The 15837-nt window shown below is 74.0% G+C and carries 13 protein-coding genes and 2 pseudogenes; 7 read left to right on the forward strand and 8 right to left on the reverse strand.

Annotated features, from left to right (window positions below; translation table 11 throughout):
- The first annotated feature begins 18 nt into the window (after positions 1 to 18).
- Positions 19 to 1305, forward strand: a complete 1287-nt coding sequence (locus AB0F82_RS29185) for an MFS transporter (RefSeq protein WP_362632635.1) — start codon at positions 19 to 21, stop codon at positions 1303 to 1305.
- On the opposite strand, the gene glgX is transcribed toward AB0F82_RS29185, so the two are convergent.
- Positions 1290 to 3404 (reverse strand): glycogen debranching protein GlgX, encoded by a 2115-nt coding sequence (gene glgX, locus AB0F82_RS29190; protein WP_356813551.1) that lies wholly within the window; start codon positions 3402 to 3404, stop codon positions 1290 to 1292. The genes AB0F82_RS29185 and glgX overlap by 16 nt on opposite strands.
- A gap of 286 nt (positions 3405 to 3690) precedes the next feature.
- Between glgX and AB0F82_RS29195 the strand changes: the two genes are divergently transcribed.
- Both AB0F82_RS29195 and AB0F82_RS29200 read left to right on the forward strand, forming a co-directional pair.
- The gene (locus AB0F82_RS29195) at positions 3691 to 4968 is read left to right on the forward strand and encodes an SAV2148 family HEPN domain-containing protein (protein WP_356813552.1); all 1278 of its coding nucleotides are present in this window, start codon (positions 3691 to 3693) and stop codon (positions 4966 to 4968) included.
- A 100-nt stretch (positions 4969 to 5068) separates the two neighbouring features.
- On the forward strand, positions 5069 to 5806 hold the full coding sequence (locus AB0F82_RS29200; protein WP_362632638.1) for a 3'-5' exonuclease: 738 nt from the start codon (positions 5069 to 5071) through the stop codon (positions 5804 to 5806).
- A gap of 126 nt (positions 5807 to 5932) precedes the next feature.
- Here the strand turns inward: AB0F82_RS29200 and AB0F82_RS29205 are convergent, their stop codons facing one another.
- From AB0F82_RS29205 to AB0F82_RS29220, 4 genes are read right to left on the reverse strand one after another with little or no spacing between them, the layout of a single operon-like run.
- Positions 5933 to 6718 (reverse strand): alpha/beta fold hydrolase, encoded by a 786-nt coding sequence (locus AB0F82_RS29205; protein WP_362632639.1) that lies wholly within the window; start codon positions 6716 to 6718, stop codon positions 5933 to 5935.
- Positions 6719 to 6757: 39 nt separating this feature from the next.
- Entirely contained in the window at positions 6758 to 7621 is an 864-nt protein-coding gene (locus AB0F82_RS29210) for an aminoglycoside phosphotransferase family protein (protein WP_362632641.1), read from the reverse strand.
- Between the two features lie 46 nt (positions 7622 to 7667).
- Entirely contained in the window at positions 7668 to 8594 is a 927-nt protein-coding gene (locus AB0F82_RS29215) for an SDR family oxidoreductase (RefSeq protein ID WP_362632643.1), read from the reverse strand.
- A complete protein-coding gene (locus tag AB0F82_RS29220; protein ID WP_356813558.1) occupies positions 8594 to 9205 on the reverse strand; it encodes a TetR/AcrR family transcriptional regulator in 612 nt (203 codons plus the stop codon). The genes AB0F82_RS29215 and AB0F82_RS29220 overlap by 1 nt, the downstream gene beginning before the upstream one ends.
- Positions 9206 to 9349: 144 nt before the next feature.
- Here AB0F82_RS29220 and AB0F82_RS29225 point away from each other — a divergent pair, with 144 nt between their 5' ends.
- The 3 genes and pseudogenes from AB0F82_RS29225 to AB0F82_RS29235 all read left to right on the forward strand — a co-directional run bounded on the left by AB0F82_RS29225 (position 9350) and on the right by AB0F82_RS29235 (position 13496).
- Positions 9350 to 11536, forward strand: a complete 2187-nt coding sequence (locus tag AB0F82_RS29225; protein ID WP_362632645.1) for an FUSC family protein — start codon at positions 9350 to 9352, stop codon at positions 11534 to 11536.
- Positions 11533 to 12779, forward strand: a pseudogene (gene mgt / locus AB0F82_RS29230) (macrolide-inactivating glycosyltransferase). The gene AB0F82_RS29225 and the pseudogene mgt overlap by 4 nt, the downstream one beginning before the upstream one ends.
- Before the next feature lie 144 nt (positions 12780 to 12923).
- Complete coding sequence (locus tag AB0F82_RS29235) at positions 12924 to 13496, forward strand: DUF1697 domain-containing protein (protein ID WP_356813563.1); 573 nt, start codon at positions 12924 to 12926, stop codon at positions 13494 to 13496.
- Between the two features lie 8 nt (positions 13497 to 13504).
- Here AB0F82_RS29235 and AB0F82_RS29240 read toward each other — a convergent pair whose 3' ends face one another.
- On the reverse strand, positions 13505 to 13885 hold the full coding sequence (locus AB0F82_RS29240) for a DUF4440 domain-containing protein (RefSeq protein ID WP_362632649.1): 381 nt from the start codon (positions 13883 to 13885) through the stop codon (positions 13505 to 13507).
- A gap of 86 nt (positions 13886 to 13971) precedes the next feature.
- Here AB0F82_RS29240 and AB0F82_RS29245 point away from each other — a divergent pair, with 86 nt between their 5' ends.
- Entirely contained in the window at positions 13972 to 14973 is a 1002-nt protein-coding gene (locus AB0F82_RS29245) for a ketopantoate reductase family protein (RefSeq protein ID WP_362632651.1), read from the forward strand.
- Here AB0F82_RS29245 and AB0F82_RS29250 read toward each other — a convergent pair.
- Together AB0F82_RS29250 and AB0F82_RS29255 are read right to left on the reverse strand one after the other, a co-directional pair.
- Positions 14970 to 15725 (reverse strand): sirohydrochlorin chelatase, encoded by a 756-nt coding sequence (locus tag AB0F82_RS29250; RefSeq protein ID WP_362632653.1) that lies wholly within the window; start codon positions 15723 to 15725, stop codon positions 14970 to 14972. The two genes, AB0F82_RS29245 and AB0F82_RS29250, sit on opposite strands and share 4 nt — an antisense overlap.
- Positions 15726 to 15730: 5 nt before the next feature.
- Positions 15731 to 15837: pseudogene (locus tag AB0F82_RS29255) on the reverse strand (ABC transporter permease); the annotation flags it as partial.

A 15837-nucleotide genomic window follows, 5' to 3' on the forward strand; every position in this document is an offset into this window, starting at 1 on the left:
CGGGTTAGTGTCGATCAAGTGGTTGCAACCGTCGACACTTATCGAAGAGTCATCGCCCTGACCGGGCCCCTCCTTCCGCTCGTCTCCTTCCTCGCCCGACTGCCCGTCGCGATGTCCCAGTTCGGAAGCTTCCTGCTGGTCGCCCAGACCAGCGGCTCCCTGGCCACCGCCGGCATCGTCGGAGGGGCCCTCTCCACCGGCCAGGTCCTCTGCGGGCCCGTCCTCGGCCGGCTCGCCGACCGGCACGGCCAGCGGCCCGTCGTCCTGGCCGCCGCCGCGGTCAACGCCGTCGCCACCGCCGCTCTGGTCGCCGGTGCGCTCACCCACCTCGCGACGCTCCCGCTCGCCGCGGTCGGCGCCCTCACCGGTGCCTCCGTGCCGCTGATCGGGCCGCTCGCGCGCACCCGCTCGGTCGCCCTGGCGCACCGCGCCAAGGCCGACGAGGGCGTCGTGGGCGCCGTCCACGCCCTCGAAGGCACCCTCGACGAGGTCTCCTTCGTCTTCGGGCCCGCCCTGGTCGGGCTCGCCGCGCTGGTCGCGCACCCGGCCTTCGCCCTGGCCGGTGCGGTCGGGCTCGTCGCCGTCTTCGCCAGCGCCTTCGCCCTGCACCCGACCGCCTCCGTCACCCCCGGGGCCCCTGCGCCGGAACGGCGGGCGGGCAGCCGGGTCCGGCCGCCCGCCGTGGTCCACGCCGTACGGGGCTCCCTCGCCCTCCAGGGCGTGATGTTCGGCGCCTGCCAGGCCGGCATCACCGCACTCACCATCCGCCTCGGCGTCCCGGACCAGGCCGCCGTCGTCTACTCCGCGATGGGCGTCGTCAGTGCCGCCGTCGGCCTCGCGCTCGGCGCGCTGCCCGCCCGCTTCGGCCTGCGGCTGCGCTGGCGGGTGGCGACCGGCGCAGCCCTCGTGCTCTCGGCGCCCCTGCTGGTCACCGACGGCCTGTGGCCGCTGTACGCGGTCGTCACCGTGCTCGGGGCCGCCTACGCACCCCACCTGATCACCGCGTTCGCGCTGACCGAGCGGGCCGTGGAACCGGCCCGGCTCGCCACCGCCATGGCCTTCGCCGCCAGCAGCCTGGTGGCCGGGCAGGCCGTGGCCCTCGTCGTCTCCGGGCGCCTCGCCGAGCGCTACGGCCCCGGCGGGGCCTTCGCCGTGGCCGTGGGGGCGGCCGCGCTCTGCCTGACCCTCGCCCTCGTCACCCGGGTGCCCGCCGCCCGTACGCCCGCCGACCCGCCGGCCGAGCCGGACCCGCCGGCCGAGCCGGGCCGGCATCCGGCTCAGGACCCCGCCTACGCCGGCCGCTGAAGCACCACCAGGCACCGCCCCGTCAGCGCCACCCGGTCGCCGGCCGCGTACTGCGGCCCGGTGCCGGGTGGCAGTACGTCGGCCCGGGAGGTGTCCACCACCAGCCGCCACTGCGCGCCGTGCCCCGGCGGAACGGTGAAGTCCTGCGGCTCGGCACCCGCGTTGAACATCAGCAGGAACGAGTCGTCGGTGATCCGCTCCCCGCGGCTGCCCGGCTCGGAGATCGCCTCCCCGTTGAGGAACACGGTCAGCGCCCGCGCGTGCTGCGCCTGCCAGTCGCGCGCCCGCATCTCCTCGCCGTGCGGGGTGAACCAGGCGATGTCGGAGAGCTCGTCGTGCGTGCCCTCCACCGGCCGGCCGTGGAAGAACCGGCGCCGCCGGAACACCGGGTGGTCGCGCCGGAGCCACACCATCCGCCGGGTGAACTCCAGCAGCGACGGAGCCGGTTTGCCGGGCTCCGGCCAGTTCACCCACGACAGTTCGTTGTCCTGGCAGTAGGCGTTGTTGTTGCCGCCCTGGGTGCGGCCGAACTCGTCGCCGTGGCTGAGCATGGGCACGCCCTGGGACAGCAGGAGGGTGGCCGTGAAGTTGCGCATCTGCCGCTCGCGCAGCGCCAGGACCTCCGGATCCTCGGTCGGTCCCTCCACCCCGCAGTTCCAGGACCGGTTGTGGCTCTCTCCGTCCCGGTTGCCCTCCCGGTTGGCCTCGTTGTGCTTCTCGTTGTACGAGACGAGGTCGTTCAGGGTGAAGCCGTCGTGGCAGGTGGTGAAGTTGATGGACGCCAGCGGGCGCCGCCCGTCGTCCTGGTAGAGGTCCGAGGAGCCGGTCAGCCGTCCCGCGAACTCCGCCAGCGTCCGCGGCTGCCCGCGCCACAAGTCCCTTACCGTGTCACGGTACTTGCCGTTCCACTCCGTCCACAGCGGCGGGAAGTTGCCCACCTGGTAGCCGCCCTCGCCCAGGTCCCACGGTTCCGCGATCAGCTTCACCTGGCTGACCACCGGGTCCTGCTGGACCAGGTCGAAGAACGACGACAGCCGGTCCACCTCGTGGAACTGCCGGGCCAGCGTCGCCGCGAGATCGAAGCGGAAGCCGTCCACGTGCATCTCGGTGACCCAGTAGCGCAGGGAGTCCATGATCAGCTGCAGCACGTGCGGGGAGCGCATCAGGAGGGAGTTTCCGGTGCCCGTGGTGTCCATGTAGTGCCGCGGATCGTCCGACAGCCGGTAGTACGAGGCGTTGTCCAGCCCCCGGAAGGACAGCGTCGGCCCCAGGTGGTTGCCTTCGGCGGTGTGGTTGTAGACGACGTCGAGGATCACCTCGATCCCCGCCTCGTGCAGCGCCCGCACGGCCGACTTGAACTCCAGCACCTGCTGGCCGCGGTCACCCGAGGCGTAGCCGTTGTGCGGGGCGAAGAAGCCGATCGTGTTGTAGCCCCAGTAGTTGCTCAGCCCGTCGTTGACCAGCCGGTGGTCGTTGACGAACTGGTGCACCGGCATCAGCTCCAGCGCCGTGACCCCGAGCTTGGCGAGGTGGCCGATGACCGCCGGGTGCGCGAGCGCCCCGTAGGTCCCGCGCAGCTCCTCGGGCAGGTCCGGATGACGCATGGTCAGGCCCTTGACGTGGGCCTCGTACAGCACGGTGTGGTGGTACTCGTGGCGCGGCGGCCGGTCGTTGGCCCAGTCGAAGTACGGGTTCACCACCACCGAGCTCATGGTGTGCGGGGCGGAGTCCAGGTCGTTGCGGGAGTCGGGGCGGCCGAAGTGGTAGCCGTACACCGCCTCGTTCCAGTTCACCCTGCCGCTGATGGCCCGCGCGTACGGGTCCAGCAGCAGCTTCGCCGCGTTGCAGCGGCGCCCGCGCTCCGGTTCGTAGGGGCCGTGCACGCGGAAGCCGTAGCGCTGCCCCGGCATGATCCCGGGCAGGTACGCGTGGCGGACGAAGGCGTCCGTCTCCCGCAGCTCGACGGCGGTCTCGGACCCGTCGTCGTGGAGGAGGCACAGCTCGATGCGCCGTGCGGCCTCGGAGTAGACGGCGAAGTTGGTCCCGGCGCCGTCGTACGTGGCGCCGAGGGGATACGCCTGTCCTGGCCAGACCTGCATAGACAACGACTCTTCCCTCGGTGTCGAAAGACGTCCCGGATGATCCGGCTTGGACCGCGTCACTGGCAGATCTTCCCCGAAAGAGGGGCCCCAAGCGCGGACTTGGGAGTGGTCCTACCGGGTGACCCGCAGACCTGACAGTCGGGTCAGCGGACTGTCCGCGCATCGGATAATGGGTCGATCGGCGGTCCGTGTGCGGGCCATCGGGCTGCACCGGGCCGCGCGCGCGGGATACCCTTCCGTGATCACTGGAGACGGGCGTCCAGACGCAGAAGGCGGTGCACGGGTGAGCTCGGGAGGTCTGGAGCTGCCCCCTGGTGACAGCAGTCACGAGGGTGGCCCGGCGGACGCCCCAGGTGGTGTCCCCGGCGGGGCGCCGACGGGGCTCCCGGCAGGGGCGGTCTCCCTGGCGGGCGGGCCGGCGGAGGCCGGGAGCGCGCGGGCCGGCGCCGAACTGGACTGGGGCGCGGAGGCCTGGAGCGAGGTCCGTACGCGGGCGCAGCGGGCGGGCCGGGCCTACATCTGGCTCAACCTGATCGAACAGCGGCTGCGGTCGGTGGTCGGCGCGGTGCTGCGGCCGATCTACGAACCGGTGCACGCCGGGGACGACTGGGTCGTCGCGGCCGCCGGTCCCGCCGGGCAGGAGTGGGTGCAGCGGGCCGTCGCCGTGCGCGAGGTCAGCCGGCGCAAGGGCTATCTGCTCGACTCCGCCGACGACAACGTGCTGAGCTTCCTGACCCTGCCGCAGCTGCGGGAGTTGATGGTCCAGCACTGGCCCTGCTTCGAGCCCTACTTCGACGACCGGCGCGAGATCGAGCTGGCCCTGGACGAGCTGGAGGTCACGCGCAACGTCGTCTCCCGCAACCGGGCCCTGTCGCGGCCCGTGCTGGAGCAGGCGGAACGGGCCTCGGCGCGGCTGCTGGAGGTACTGGGCGGGGGCTCCGGCAGTCCCGCCGCGGACCGGCTGCCGATCGACGCCGTCGAGGACCTGGTGGGCGACCGGTACGCGGACGTCGTCTCCGTCCACCCGGACCGGGTGCGGCTCCAGCGCAACCTTCCGGCGGAGGACCTCTTCGGGGGTGCGCGACGGCTCGACGCCATCGGGATAGGACTCAACCTGCTGGTGCAGAACTTCTCGGGGCGAAGACTCGTCCGGCTGACGGAGGCGGGCTGCCGGGTGCGGCTGCTGTTCCTGAACCCGGCGAGCAGCGCGGTCAAACGGCGCGAGCGGGAGCTGGGGCTGCGCAAGGGGGAGCTGAGCCGCTCGGTGGAGATGAACATCCTGCACGTGCGGCGGGTCCGGGCGGGGCTGCGGGACCCCTCGCGCTTCGAGATCCACGTCTTCGACGAGACGCCGCGCTTCACCGCCTATCTGGTCGAGGGCCAGTCCTCGGGCATCGCGGTGGTCCAGTCGTACCTGCGGCGGGCGCGGGGCATGGAATCGCCGGTGCTGGTACTGCGGGGCGGCGGCCGGGGGGTGCCCAAGGACGCGGACCACGGGCTGTTCGCGACGTACCGGGAGGAGTTCGAGTCGATGTGGGAGGACTCCCGTCCGGTGTCGTGAGCGCCGTGCCCTCCGCCGGAGGGTCCCGTCGTCGGGCTTGTCAGTGGTCCGTGGCAGGCTGAAACCCGTTGACCGAAGGCGTACGGGGGAGGGACACGGGGTGGAGGACCAGCGCGGTACGGGGGGCTGGCACGGCAGGGTGCTGATCGGGTTCGACCTGGAGACGACCGGCACGGAGCCCGGCGAGTCGAGGATCGTGACGGCGGCCGTGGTCGAGGTGCGCGGCGGTGCGGTGCACCAACGGCGCGGCTGGCTCGCGGATCCGGGGATACCGATCCCGGAGGGGGCCTCGGCCATCCACGGGATCAGCACCGAGCGGGCGGTCGCGGAGGGACGCCCGGTCCGGGAGGTCGCCGACGAGGTCGCGGAGGCGCTGGTCGCGCACTGGCGTACGGGAGCGGTGGTCGTCGCGTACAACGCGGCCTTCGACCTCACCCTGCTGAGCGCCGAACTGGCCCGGCACGGGCTGCCTTCGCTGGCCGACCGGCTGGGCGGAGATGAGACCGGTCCGGTGGTGGACCCGCTCACCATCGACCGGGCCGTGGACCGCTTCCGGCGCGGCAAGCGGACCCTGGAGGCGGTCTGCGGGGTGTACGGGGTCACGCTGGAGGAGGCGCACGACGCCGGCGCGGACGCGCTGGCCGCGGTCCACGTGGCCCGCGCGATAGCCGAACGGCATCCGCAGGTGGCCGAGCTGACCCCGGCCGACCTGCACGCCCGCCAAGGCACCTGGCACGCCCGCTGGGCCCGGGACTTCCAGTCCTACCTGCGCCGCCAGGGCGCGCCGGACGCGGTGATCGACACGGCCTGGCCCCTGCGCGACCTGGTCCCGGCCTGACCGGACCCGCCCTGCCCCAAGGCACGGGCGGGCTCGGCCGACGAGATCCGAAAAGAGACGACCCAGGCCGTGTCCGCGAAGTCCCGCCTGCGCTCCGGGCGGCCGACGCTACTGTGCGGACACTCCCTAACGGGCGAGGAACGGGGCCAGTGCCGCCGCGAGTTCGGTGGGGGCGTCCAGCGCGATGAGGTGGGCGGCGGTCGGGAACTCGACCAGGGTGGCGCCGGGGATCTCGGCTGCGTAGCGCCGCGCGATGTCCTGGAAGTCGGCGACGTCGAGCTTGCCGATCCCGACCAGGGTGGGGACCGTGATGCCGGACAGCTCGCCCCGCACGACACCCTGGGAGTGCTCGCCGACGACGTCCTGGTTCACCAGGGACGTGCGGATCGGCTCGCGGAGCCGGTCGGCCAGTCCGGTGGCGACGTCGTCCCACGTGCGGGCCGGCCCGCGCACCCACATGTCCAGGTTCGTGGCGACGGCGGCGTCGAGGTCGCCCGCGGCCAGCGCCTCGGTCTCCGCCTCGTCGTACGCGATCATCTCGGCGCCCCAGCCGTACCCCGGCCACGGCGCGGCCAGCACCGCGAGGGAGTGCACCCGGTCCGGATGGGTGAGGGTGAAGTCCATGGCCACGCGACCGCCCCAGGAAGCGCCGACGAGCCGGACGCGCTCGTGGCCGAGATGGTCCAGGAGCCGGCGCAGATCGTCGGTCTCGGTGAACGGGCCGCTCGGCGGAGCGGACTGTCCGAAGCCGCGCAGGTCGTAGCGGATGACGGTGTGCCGTTCCGCGAGGGCCGGCACGACCGCGTCCCACATGTGGTGGTCGGCGATCCCGGCGTGCACGAGTACGACGGGCGGTCCGTCGCCGGTGACGACGTACGAAAGGTGTCCGAGGTCGTCGGAGAGTGTGATCATCCAAAGATGTTCGCAGGTCGGCGACCTGCCCACCACCCTTTAGAAGGAGTGCCACCGCGTGCGCGGGTCGCCGGTCCGCAGCGAGGTCACGCGGCGGTGGAACTCGCTCCGGGCGGCCGGGTTGCCGGGTGCGTGCTGGGCGACCCAGGCGCAGCCGGCCGTTTCGCGGGCGCCGCGCAGGACCGCGCAGCCCTCCCAGTCGCGGACGTCCCAGCCGTACGCCGCTGCGAAGGCCTCGTACTCCCCGGCGGGCATGCCGTACCGGTCGCGTGACAGGGCCATCACCACCAGGTCGTGTTCGCGCAGGTCGGCCGATACGGTCTCCAGGTCGACCAGGACCGGGCCGTCCGGGCCCACGTGGACGTTGCGGGGCAGGGCGTCGCCGTGGACCGGGCCCGGCGCCAGGTGCGGGGACAGGGCCGCCACCTCGGCCGCGCAGGCGTCCCGGCGGGAGCGCAGGTACGCCGCGTCGGCCGGGTCGACGGCGTCCCCCGCCAGCCGCAGCCAGCGTTCGACCCCGCCCAGCAGGTCCCGCGGCGGCAGGGCGAACGGCGCTTCGGGCAGGGCGTGGACGGCCCGCAGCAGCACCGCCAGGTCCTCGGGCCCCGCGGGGCGCACCGCCTCCGGGAGCCGGTGCCACAGGGTCAGCGGATGCCCGCCCACCAGGCGGGGCTTCGGCTCGGCCGCCCGGACCGCGGGGACACCGGACGCGGCGAACCAGTCGGCCACCGCCAGTTCGCGTGCGGCCCGCTCCAGCAGCGCGGCCTCCCGGCCCACCTTGACCACCAGGTCGCCGACGGCGAACACGGCGTTCTCACCGAACGCGAGCAGCGCGGGCCGCGCGGCCCCGGCCCTGGTGAAGCCCGCCGCCCCCAGTACGTCCCTCGCCCGCGCTTCGTCCATGCCGCTGTTCTACCACCGCCCGAACGGGCCGGCCGGGACGGCCCGGTCAGAGGGGGTCGCCGAGCGGCCCGTACCGCGCCTGCAGGTTCTTCGCCCAGTGGGCGGCGAAGTCGGGCCGGGTGCCGTCGGCGTCGGTGAAGCCGTACTCCTGGTACAAGCCCCAAGTGGCCAGGGCCCGGCCGGTCTTGGACATGATCTGCGGGTCGGCGGCCAGTGCCGCGACCGCCCGGCCCAGGTAGGCGGGGGATTCGGAGTGGGCGAAGTCCGGGTCCTGCGCCACGCCGTCGCGCCAGTCGGCCTCGGTGACGCCGAAGTGGTCGAGCACGGCCTCCGACCGAAGGAACCCGGGCGTGATCGCCACGGCGGCGACGCCGTGCTGCCTCAGCTCGGCGGCCTGCGCGAAGGCGAGGCGGATCACCGCCGACTTCGCCAGGTCGTAGAAGAAGGAGCCGCGGTAGCGGGCGGTGTTGCCGTCGGTGACCTCGACCACCAGGCCGCTCCCGCGGGCGACCATGAGCGGCAGCGCGTACCGGCTCGTGATCACATGGGTCTCCACGGCCTGCCGCAGCAGCCGCAGGCCGGCCTCCAAGTCCTGCTCCCACAGGGGGTGTTCCCAGTCGGTCAGCGGATCTCCGCCCCACACCGAGTTGACCAGGACGTCGAGCCGCCCGTCCTGTTCGGCTGCGATCCGCTCGATCAGGGCCCGGACCTCCTCGGGGCGGCTGTGGTCGGTGCGGACGGGGACGCCCACGCCGCCCGCGGCCGTGATCCGCGCCGCCGTGTCCTCGATCGTCTCCGGGCGGTCCAGGTCCGAGCGGCGGGCGCCGCTGCTGCGCCCGGTGACGTACACCGTCGCGCCGGCGGAGCCGAGTTCGACGGCGATGCCCCGTCCGCCGCCGCGGGTGCCGCCGGCGACCAGGGCCACCTTTCCGGCCAGGGGCCTTCCGGCCGGCGGGCGTGTGTCGGTCGTCATCATTCCTCCGGTCCGTGGGGGTGGCGCGGCGGCAGATGGGCGAGCAGTACGGCGTCGAGTTCCCGGCGCAGCCGCTGCGCGAGGGTGCCGCGGCGTTCGACGGCCCACGCCAGGCCCGCGCCGGCGGTGATCGCCTGCACGGTGCCGGCCAGGGCCGCGACATCGGTCCCGGCGCGGAGTTCACCCGCGTCGGCGGCCTCCGCCAGCAGTTCCTCGATCGCCCGTCGCTGGGCCCGGTGTACGGCCAGCGCGCGTTCGTACAGCTGCGGATCGGTGAGGTCCGTACACAGGAAGGCCAGGTGGTGGGCGAAGCTCTCCGGCGTGTCCATCCCGGCCAGATTCCGCGACGTCAGCGCGGCCAGGGCGTCGAGCGCGGACGTCCCGGCATCCCGTACGCGCCCGGCCGCCCCGCCCGCCTCCTTCGCGGACCGGTCGGCCAGCGCCAGCAGCAGACCGCGCTTGGACCCGAAGCGCTGCACCAGCGTGCCGGGCACCAGGCCCACCTCCCGCGCCACGGCCGCCAGGGTGAGCCCCGTCGGCCCCACCCGGCCCATGACCCTGGCCGCCGCCTGCAGGATCACCGCGTCCTCGACGCCGCGTGGGCGTGCCACGACCGGACACCTCCTCGTTGACATCATTAATAAATGCTTGTTCATGCATTAAACCTTCCGTCGCGCCGGTGCGGCAAGCCCGGCCGGCCGGTGGTGGCGTCCGGCGGCCGGCCCGATGCTGGAGTGGTGGGTGCCGAAAAAGACGTGAGCGCAGGCCGCGGCCCCAGCCGCGTGGTGCGACGCGCGATCCGCACCACCCTCTGCGCGTGCGGCGCGTTCTACGTGTGCCTGTACGGGCTGGACCGGCCCGTCGCGGCCACGTACGCCCTCTTCGCGGTGGTCTCGATGGCCGCCCTCTCCCGCATCCCCGGCACCGGCGAGCAGCGGGCGGCCGTCCTCGTCAGGACCCTGCCGGCGGTGTGGGTGCTGCTGACCGCCGGCACCTACCTCGCGGTACGGACCTGGGCCGCCGTGGCCGGCATGCTGGTCATCGGCTTCGCCATCGCCTTCGCGGCCGCGGCCGGACCCCGGGCGGCTGGCGCCGCCCCCGGGCTGCAGCTGCTCTACATCCTGCCGTGCTTCCCGCCCTACCTCCCCGACACCCTCGGCGAACGGCTCGGAGGCGCGACCTTCGGTCTGGTCCTGCTCGTCCTCGCCGAGAAGTTCCTCCTGCCCGAACCGCGCGGCACCACCTACCGGGAGCTGGCCGCCGGGGCGGCCGACGCAGCCGCCCGCTTCGCCGCCGAGCTGGGCCGCGCCCCGTACACGCTGCCCGCGGCCGAGGTGGAGAGCGCACGGAAGATCGGCGAGTCGCTGCGCCCCCTCCACGTGGAGGAGGCCGAACGCCCCGCCGGGCCCGGCCTGCGCGACCGCGCCCTCGCCCACACCGGCCTGGGAGCGCGCACGCTGCTCGGGCGGCTGGTGAACCTGCCCCCGCCCCCCGCCGGACAGTCGCCGCTGAAGACCGGACTGGAGCTGCTGGAGGCCGTCGGCCGGTCCGCCGCCGAGACCGGAGCCCTGCTGGCCGGGACGGGCCGCGCGACCGACGAGGCCAGCGCCCTGCGGCGACTGCGGGAAGAGGTGAGGGAGGCGGCCGAGCGGGAGCCGCAGCCCGTGACCGAGGTGCGCGGCCGCCGCCGGGCGGCGCTGCTGGAGGTGGCGGACGCCGCCGCGGCCTTCGCGACCGCGGCCGAGCTGGCGGTCCGGGGCAGGCGCGCCCCACCGCCGCCGCCCGGCACCGACTCGGGCCGGTTCTGGTACGCGGGCCGGCTCGCGCCCCGCCTGTGGTGGCACCGGTTGGCGGCGCACGCCGGGCCGCGCTCCGTGTACTTCCAGAACGCCGTCCGGATCAGCCTCGCGCTCGCGGCCGTCCGCACCGTCGCCGGCGTGGAGTCGCTGCCCCACGGCTTCTGGGCGATGCTGGCCGTCCTCAGCCTGACCCGGACCACGGTCGCCCAGACCAGGGCGACCGTCCGCCAGGCGCTCGCCGGGACCCTGCTCGGCGCGCTCCTGGCCGCCGGCATCCTGGCCCTGGTCGGCGGCCACACCCATGTCTACGCCGTCGTCCTGCCGATCGTGATGCTCGTCGCCTTCACGGTGGGGCCGGTCCGAGGGGTGGGCTGGGCCCAGGGCATGTTCACCCTCGTCGTGTCCTTCGTCTTCGCGCAACTGGCGCCCGTGACCTGGCGGCTGGCCGGGGTCCGACTCATGGACGTGATCATCGGCAGCATGATCGGCGTGGTGTTCGGGCTGCTGGCCTGGCCGCGGGGAGCGCAGTCCGAGCTGCACCGCGCGGTCGCGGTACTGCTGGCGCGGGAGGCCGAGACGGTGGAGAGGACCACGGCCGCGGTGGTCGCCGGGAGGCGGGACACCGCCCCGGACGACCGGGCGCTCCAGCTCGCGCTCTCGCTGGCGGAGAGCGCGTACGCGCAGCGCCAGAGCGAGCCGCGGGCGCCGGTGGCCGGTGCCCCCGACTGGCAGGCGGCCATGATCACGGGCCATCACGTGCTCTGGGGCTCCCGGAGGCTGCTCGCCCGCGCCGGCCCGGACCTCGGGCCGGGCAACGGGGAGCGGCTCAGCGGCCGGGCGGACGGTGTGGCCGCCAGGATGCGGGCTGCGGCGCAGCGGGCCGCCACGGCCCCGCCGGACCACGGGTCGGACGGCGGCGTGGCGGCGTCCGCCGAGCCGGCGGCCGGACCGGGCGGCCGGGTGCGGGATCCGGAGGTGGTTGCCCCGTCGGAGTTCTTCGCCGCCCAGACCTGGCTCGACTCGCTCACCGCCGACATCGAGCGCGTGATGGCGCCCTGCCGCGCCGCCCATCAGGCCGGCTCCGCCGAGCAGGCCGGCTCCTCCGGTCGGGCCGCGCCCCCGGACCGGCCGCGGGCGGCGTGAATGAGTTGCACGAGACGTATCGTCTCGTTAGAGTCGAATCATGACCTCAGCCAAGGCCGCCCACATCGCCATGTTCTCCATCGCCGCCCACGGCCACGTGAACCCGAGCATCGAGGTGATCCGCGAGCTCGTGGCCCGCGGCCACCGCGTCAGCTACGCCATCCCCGCCGCCTTCGCCGAGAAGGTCGCAGAGACCGGCGCCACCCCCGTCGTCTACACCTCCACCCTCCCCACCGACGACGAGCCGGAGGCCTGGGGCACCGAACTCATCGACAACCTGGAGCCCTTCCTGAACGACGCCGTCCAGGCCCTCCCGCAGCTCGCCGCCGCCTTCGACGGCGACGAACCGGACCTCGTCATCCACGACATCACCTCCTACCCGGCGCCCGTCCTCGCCCACCGCTGGGGCGTCCCCGCCGTTTCCCTCTCCCCGAACCTCGTCGCCTGGGAGGGATACGAACAGGAAGTCGCCGAGCCGATGTTCGCCGAGCTGAAGGCCTCCGAGCGCGGGCAGGCGTACTACGCGAAGTTCGCCGCCTGGCTCACCGAGAACGGCCTGCCCGACCAGGTCGACCGCTTCCAAGGCCGCCCGCGCCGCAGCCTCGTCCTGATCCCCAGGGCCCTCCAGCCCCACGCCGACCGCGTCGACGAGAGCGTGTACACCTTCGTCGGCGCCTGCCAGGGCGACCGCAGCGCCACCCAGGGCACCTGGAGCCGGCCCCCGGCCGCCGAGGGCCGAAAGGTCGTGCTCGTCTCGCTCGGCTCGGCCTTCACCAAGCAGCCCGCCTTCTACCGCGCCTGCATCGACGCCTTCGCCGACCTGCCCGACTGGTACGTCGTCCTGCAGATCGGCAGGTTCACCGACGAGGCGGACCTCGGCGAGGTCCCCGCCAACGTCGAGGTCCACCGCTGGGTCCCCCAGCTGGACATCCTGCGCCAGGCCGATGCCTTCATCACCCATGCCGGCGCCGGCGGCAGCCAGGAGGGGCTCGCCACCGCCACCCCGATGGTCGCCGTCCCCCAGGCCGTCGACCAGTTCGGCAACGCCGACATGCTGGCGTCCCTGGGCGTGGCACGACACGTCCCGATGGACGACGCCGACGCGGCCACCCTCCGCGAGGCGGTCCTCTCCCTCACCGCCGACCCCGCCGTCGCCGCCCGGGCCGAGGAGATCCGGGCCCGGATGGCCACCGAGGGCGGCACCCGCCAGGCCGCCGACCTCATCGAGGCCGAACTGTCATAGACACCACCCCTGAAGGGCTGTCCCGTAATCCCCGGTGGATCAGCGCGCGGCGTCAGACGCGGGGCATCGCAAGGCGGAGGAGCGTCCTGATACTGGGCGTATCCGGGCGTCCGGGGAGTACGGGACAGCCCTTAGGGTGCCCCCATGACGAAGAAGGACACGGCGGCGACGGCCAAGAAGTACGCGGCGCTGCTGCGCGGGATCAATGTCGGCGGCAGCAAGAAGGTCCCGATGGCGGAGCTCCGCTCCCTGCTGGAAGGGCTCGGGCACGGCGACGTGCAGACGTACCTGCAGAGCGGCAACGCCGTCTTCAGCAGCGCGAAGACCGACCCGGTGGCGCTCGCCCGGGAGCTGGAGGCCGCCATCGAGGCACACTTCGGCTTCCGGGTCGCGTGCCTGGTGCTGGACGGAACGTACCTGCGCGCCGTCGCGGAGGCGTGCCCCTTCCCGGCCGCGGAACTGGAGGGCAAACAGCTCCACGCCACCTTCTTCTCCGAGCAGCCGAGCGCGGAGCGCTTCGCCGCGCTCGACGGGGCCGCCTTCCTTCCCGAGGAGTACCGGCTCGGCGACCGCGTCCTCTACCTCTACGCCCCCGAAGGCCTGGGCCGCTCCAAACTGGCCGAGGCCCTCGCCAGGCCCGCCGTCGTCAAGGGCATCGACGTCACCACCCGCAACTGGAACACCGTCGCCAAGCTCGTGGAGCTGACCGGCCCCTGATCCGGTGTCTACTCGCCCGGCACCGGGGTGGCCTGGTGGTAGTACATCCGCCATCCGGACCCGTCGTCGGCCTTCCGCCAGATCGAACTCCGGCGCGCCCGCCGCCCGTCGATCACGGTCTCGTACGTGAGGTGCACGACCCCCGGGGCCAGTTCGACGCCGGTCATGCCGGCGGGCTCGTACCGCGGACCGTCCTCGGCGCCGCCCTCCAGCTCCGGCAGCGCCGCGAGCATCGCCCGCCGGTCCCACCTGCGTCCCGAAGCGCCCACCTCGGTGAACTCCGGATCGAGGAGCCCGTCCGTCAGGGCCCTCGACGTGCGCACGCCCGGGCTCATCAACAGCATCTCGCGCGCGACCGCCTCGGCCACGCCGTCTCCGTCCACACCCATGGGAGCATCCTGGCCCCAGGGGAGCGGGGCACCGGCAATCGGCCCCGGGAGCGACGGGGCCGGCGGGGTGTGCCAGGCTCATCGGCATGCGGTACATCATCATCGGCGCGGGCGCCGTGGGCGCCACCATCGGCGGACGGCTCGCGGAGGCGGGCGGCGAGGTCGTCCTCGCCGCGCGCGGCGCGCACGCGGAGGCCCTGCGGGCCGAGGGGCTGCGGCTCACGACGGCGGACGGACGCCGCGTACACCGGCTCAGCGTGGTCACGGGACCGGACGAGATGGGCGAACTGCGCCCCGACGACGTGCTGTTGCTGACCGTGAAGACCCAGGACGCCATCTCGGCGCTCGACGCGTGGGGCGACGCGGAGGTCGCGGGCGGCGGTACGGCCGCACAGCGGCTGCCGGTGCTCTGCGCGCAGAACGGCGTGGAGAGCGAGCGTCTGGCGCTACGGCGGTTCGCGCGCGTGTACGGGGTGTGCGTCTGGCTGCCCGCCACCTTCCTGGAGCCGGGCGTCGTCTCCGCGCTGTGCACACCGCTGACCGGCATCCTGCACCTGGGCCGGGCCGCGGGCGGAACGGACGCGCTCGTCCGGGCCGTCGCGGCGGACCTCGCCAAGGCCGGCTTCGAGGCCCCGGTGGTCGAGGACGTCATGCGGTGGAAGTACGCGAAGCTGCTGGGCAACCTCGGCAACGCGATCCAGGCCACGACCGGCCCGGACCCCGACCCGGCGAAGGCGGCACTCCTGGCGCGGGCCGCCCGCGAGGCCAAGGCCGCCTTCAGAGCGGCCGGCATCGCCTACGCCTCGGACGCCGAGCAGGCGCAGGCCCGCGACGGGAAGGTCGAACAGCCGCCGGGCGTACGGGGCGGCTCCTCCTGGCAGAGCCTGGCGCGCGGCACCGGCTCGGTGGAGGCCGACTACCTCAACGGGGAGATCTCGCTGCTGGGCCGTCTGCACGGGGTGCCCACCCCGGTCAACGACGTCCTGCGACACGCGGCGAACATCTTCGCGCGGGAGGGCCTGCCGCCCGGCGCGATGTCCATCGCGGACCTGACGGCCCTGGCCGACGAGGCCGCGGCCCGCGCCTAGGCCGTCAGGGCCGGGAGGCGGGCGGGCGCCGCGGCCGCCGCGTCGTAGCGGCGCAGCAGCAGGAGGGCCAGTTCCGGGGCGGCGCCCAGGACGTCGGCCACCACGTCGGCGCCCGCGGCCTCGGCGCCGGCCGTGATGCGGTCCGGGAGCCGGCCGGGGGCGATGACGTACGGGGCCACCGCCACCCGGGCGAAGCCCTCGGCCCGCAGGGCCCGTACGGCGTCCTCCGTACGGGGAAGAGCAGCGGAGGCGAACGCAGGCCGCACGGCGCACCAGCCGGTGTGCCGCCACTCCCGCGCGATTTCAGCGATCACTGCGATCGCCTCCGGGTCCGTGGAACCGGCGGACGCGAGCACCACCGCGGTGGTGGCGCGGTCCGCCGGGGTGAGGCCGGCTTCGGACAGCCGGCGTTCGAGGGCGTCGACGAGCAGCGGCGACGGGCCGAGGACGTCCGCCACCGAGACCGAGAGGCCCGGCAGGCGGGTCAGCGCCTCGGACAGCGCGGCCGGGATGTCGGCCTTCGCGTGGAAGGCCCGCGTCAGCAGCAGCGGCAGGGCCACCACGTCGCGGACGCCGTCGGCGTGCAGGGCCGACAGCACCTGCTCGACCCGCGGGGCGTTGAAGTCCAGGAAGGCCGTCTCCACCCGCAGTCCGGGCCGCAGCGCCCGCGCCCGCCGGGTGAGGGCGTGCACGGTCGCGGCGTGCCGCGGATCGCGGCTGCCGTGGGCGATGACCAGCAGTACGGGCGACATGCGGCTCAGCTCTTCACCAGCAGGCCGCGGCTGCGCAGTACGTGGCGTTCGAGGGGGCTGAAGATGAGCAGGTCGATGGCGATGCCGACGACGAGGATCAGGATGATGGCGA

This window comes from Streptomyces virginiae (assembly GCF_040638905.1).
GTDB classification, from domain to species: domain Bacteria; phylum Actinomycetota; class Actinomycetes; order Streptomycetales; family Streptomycetaceae; genus Streptomyces; species Streptomyces virginiae_B.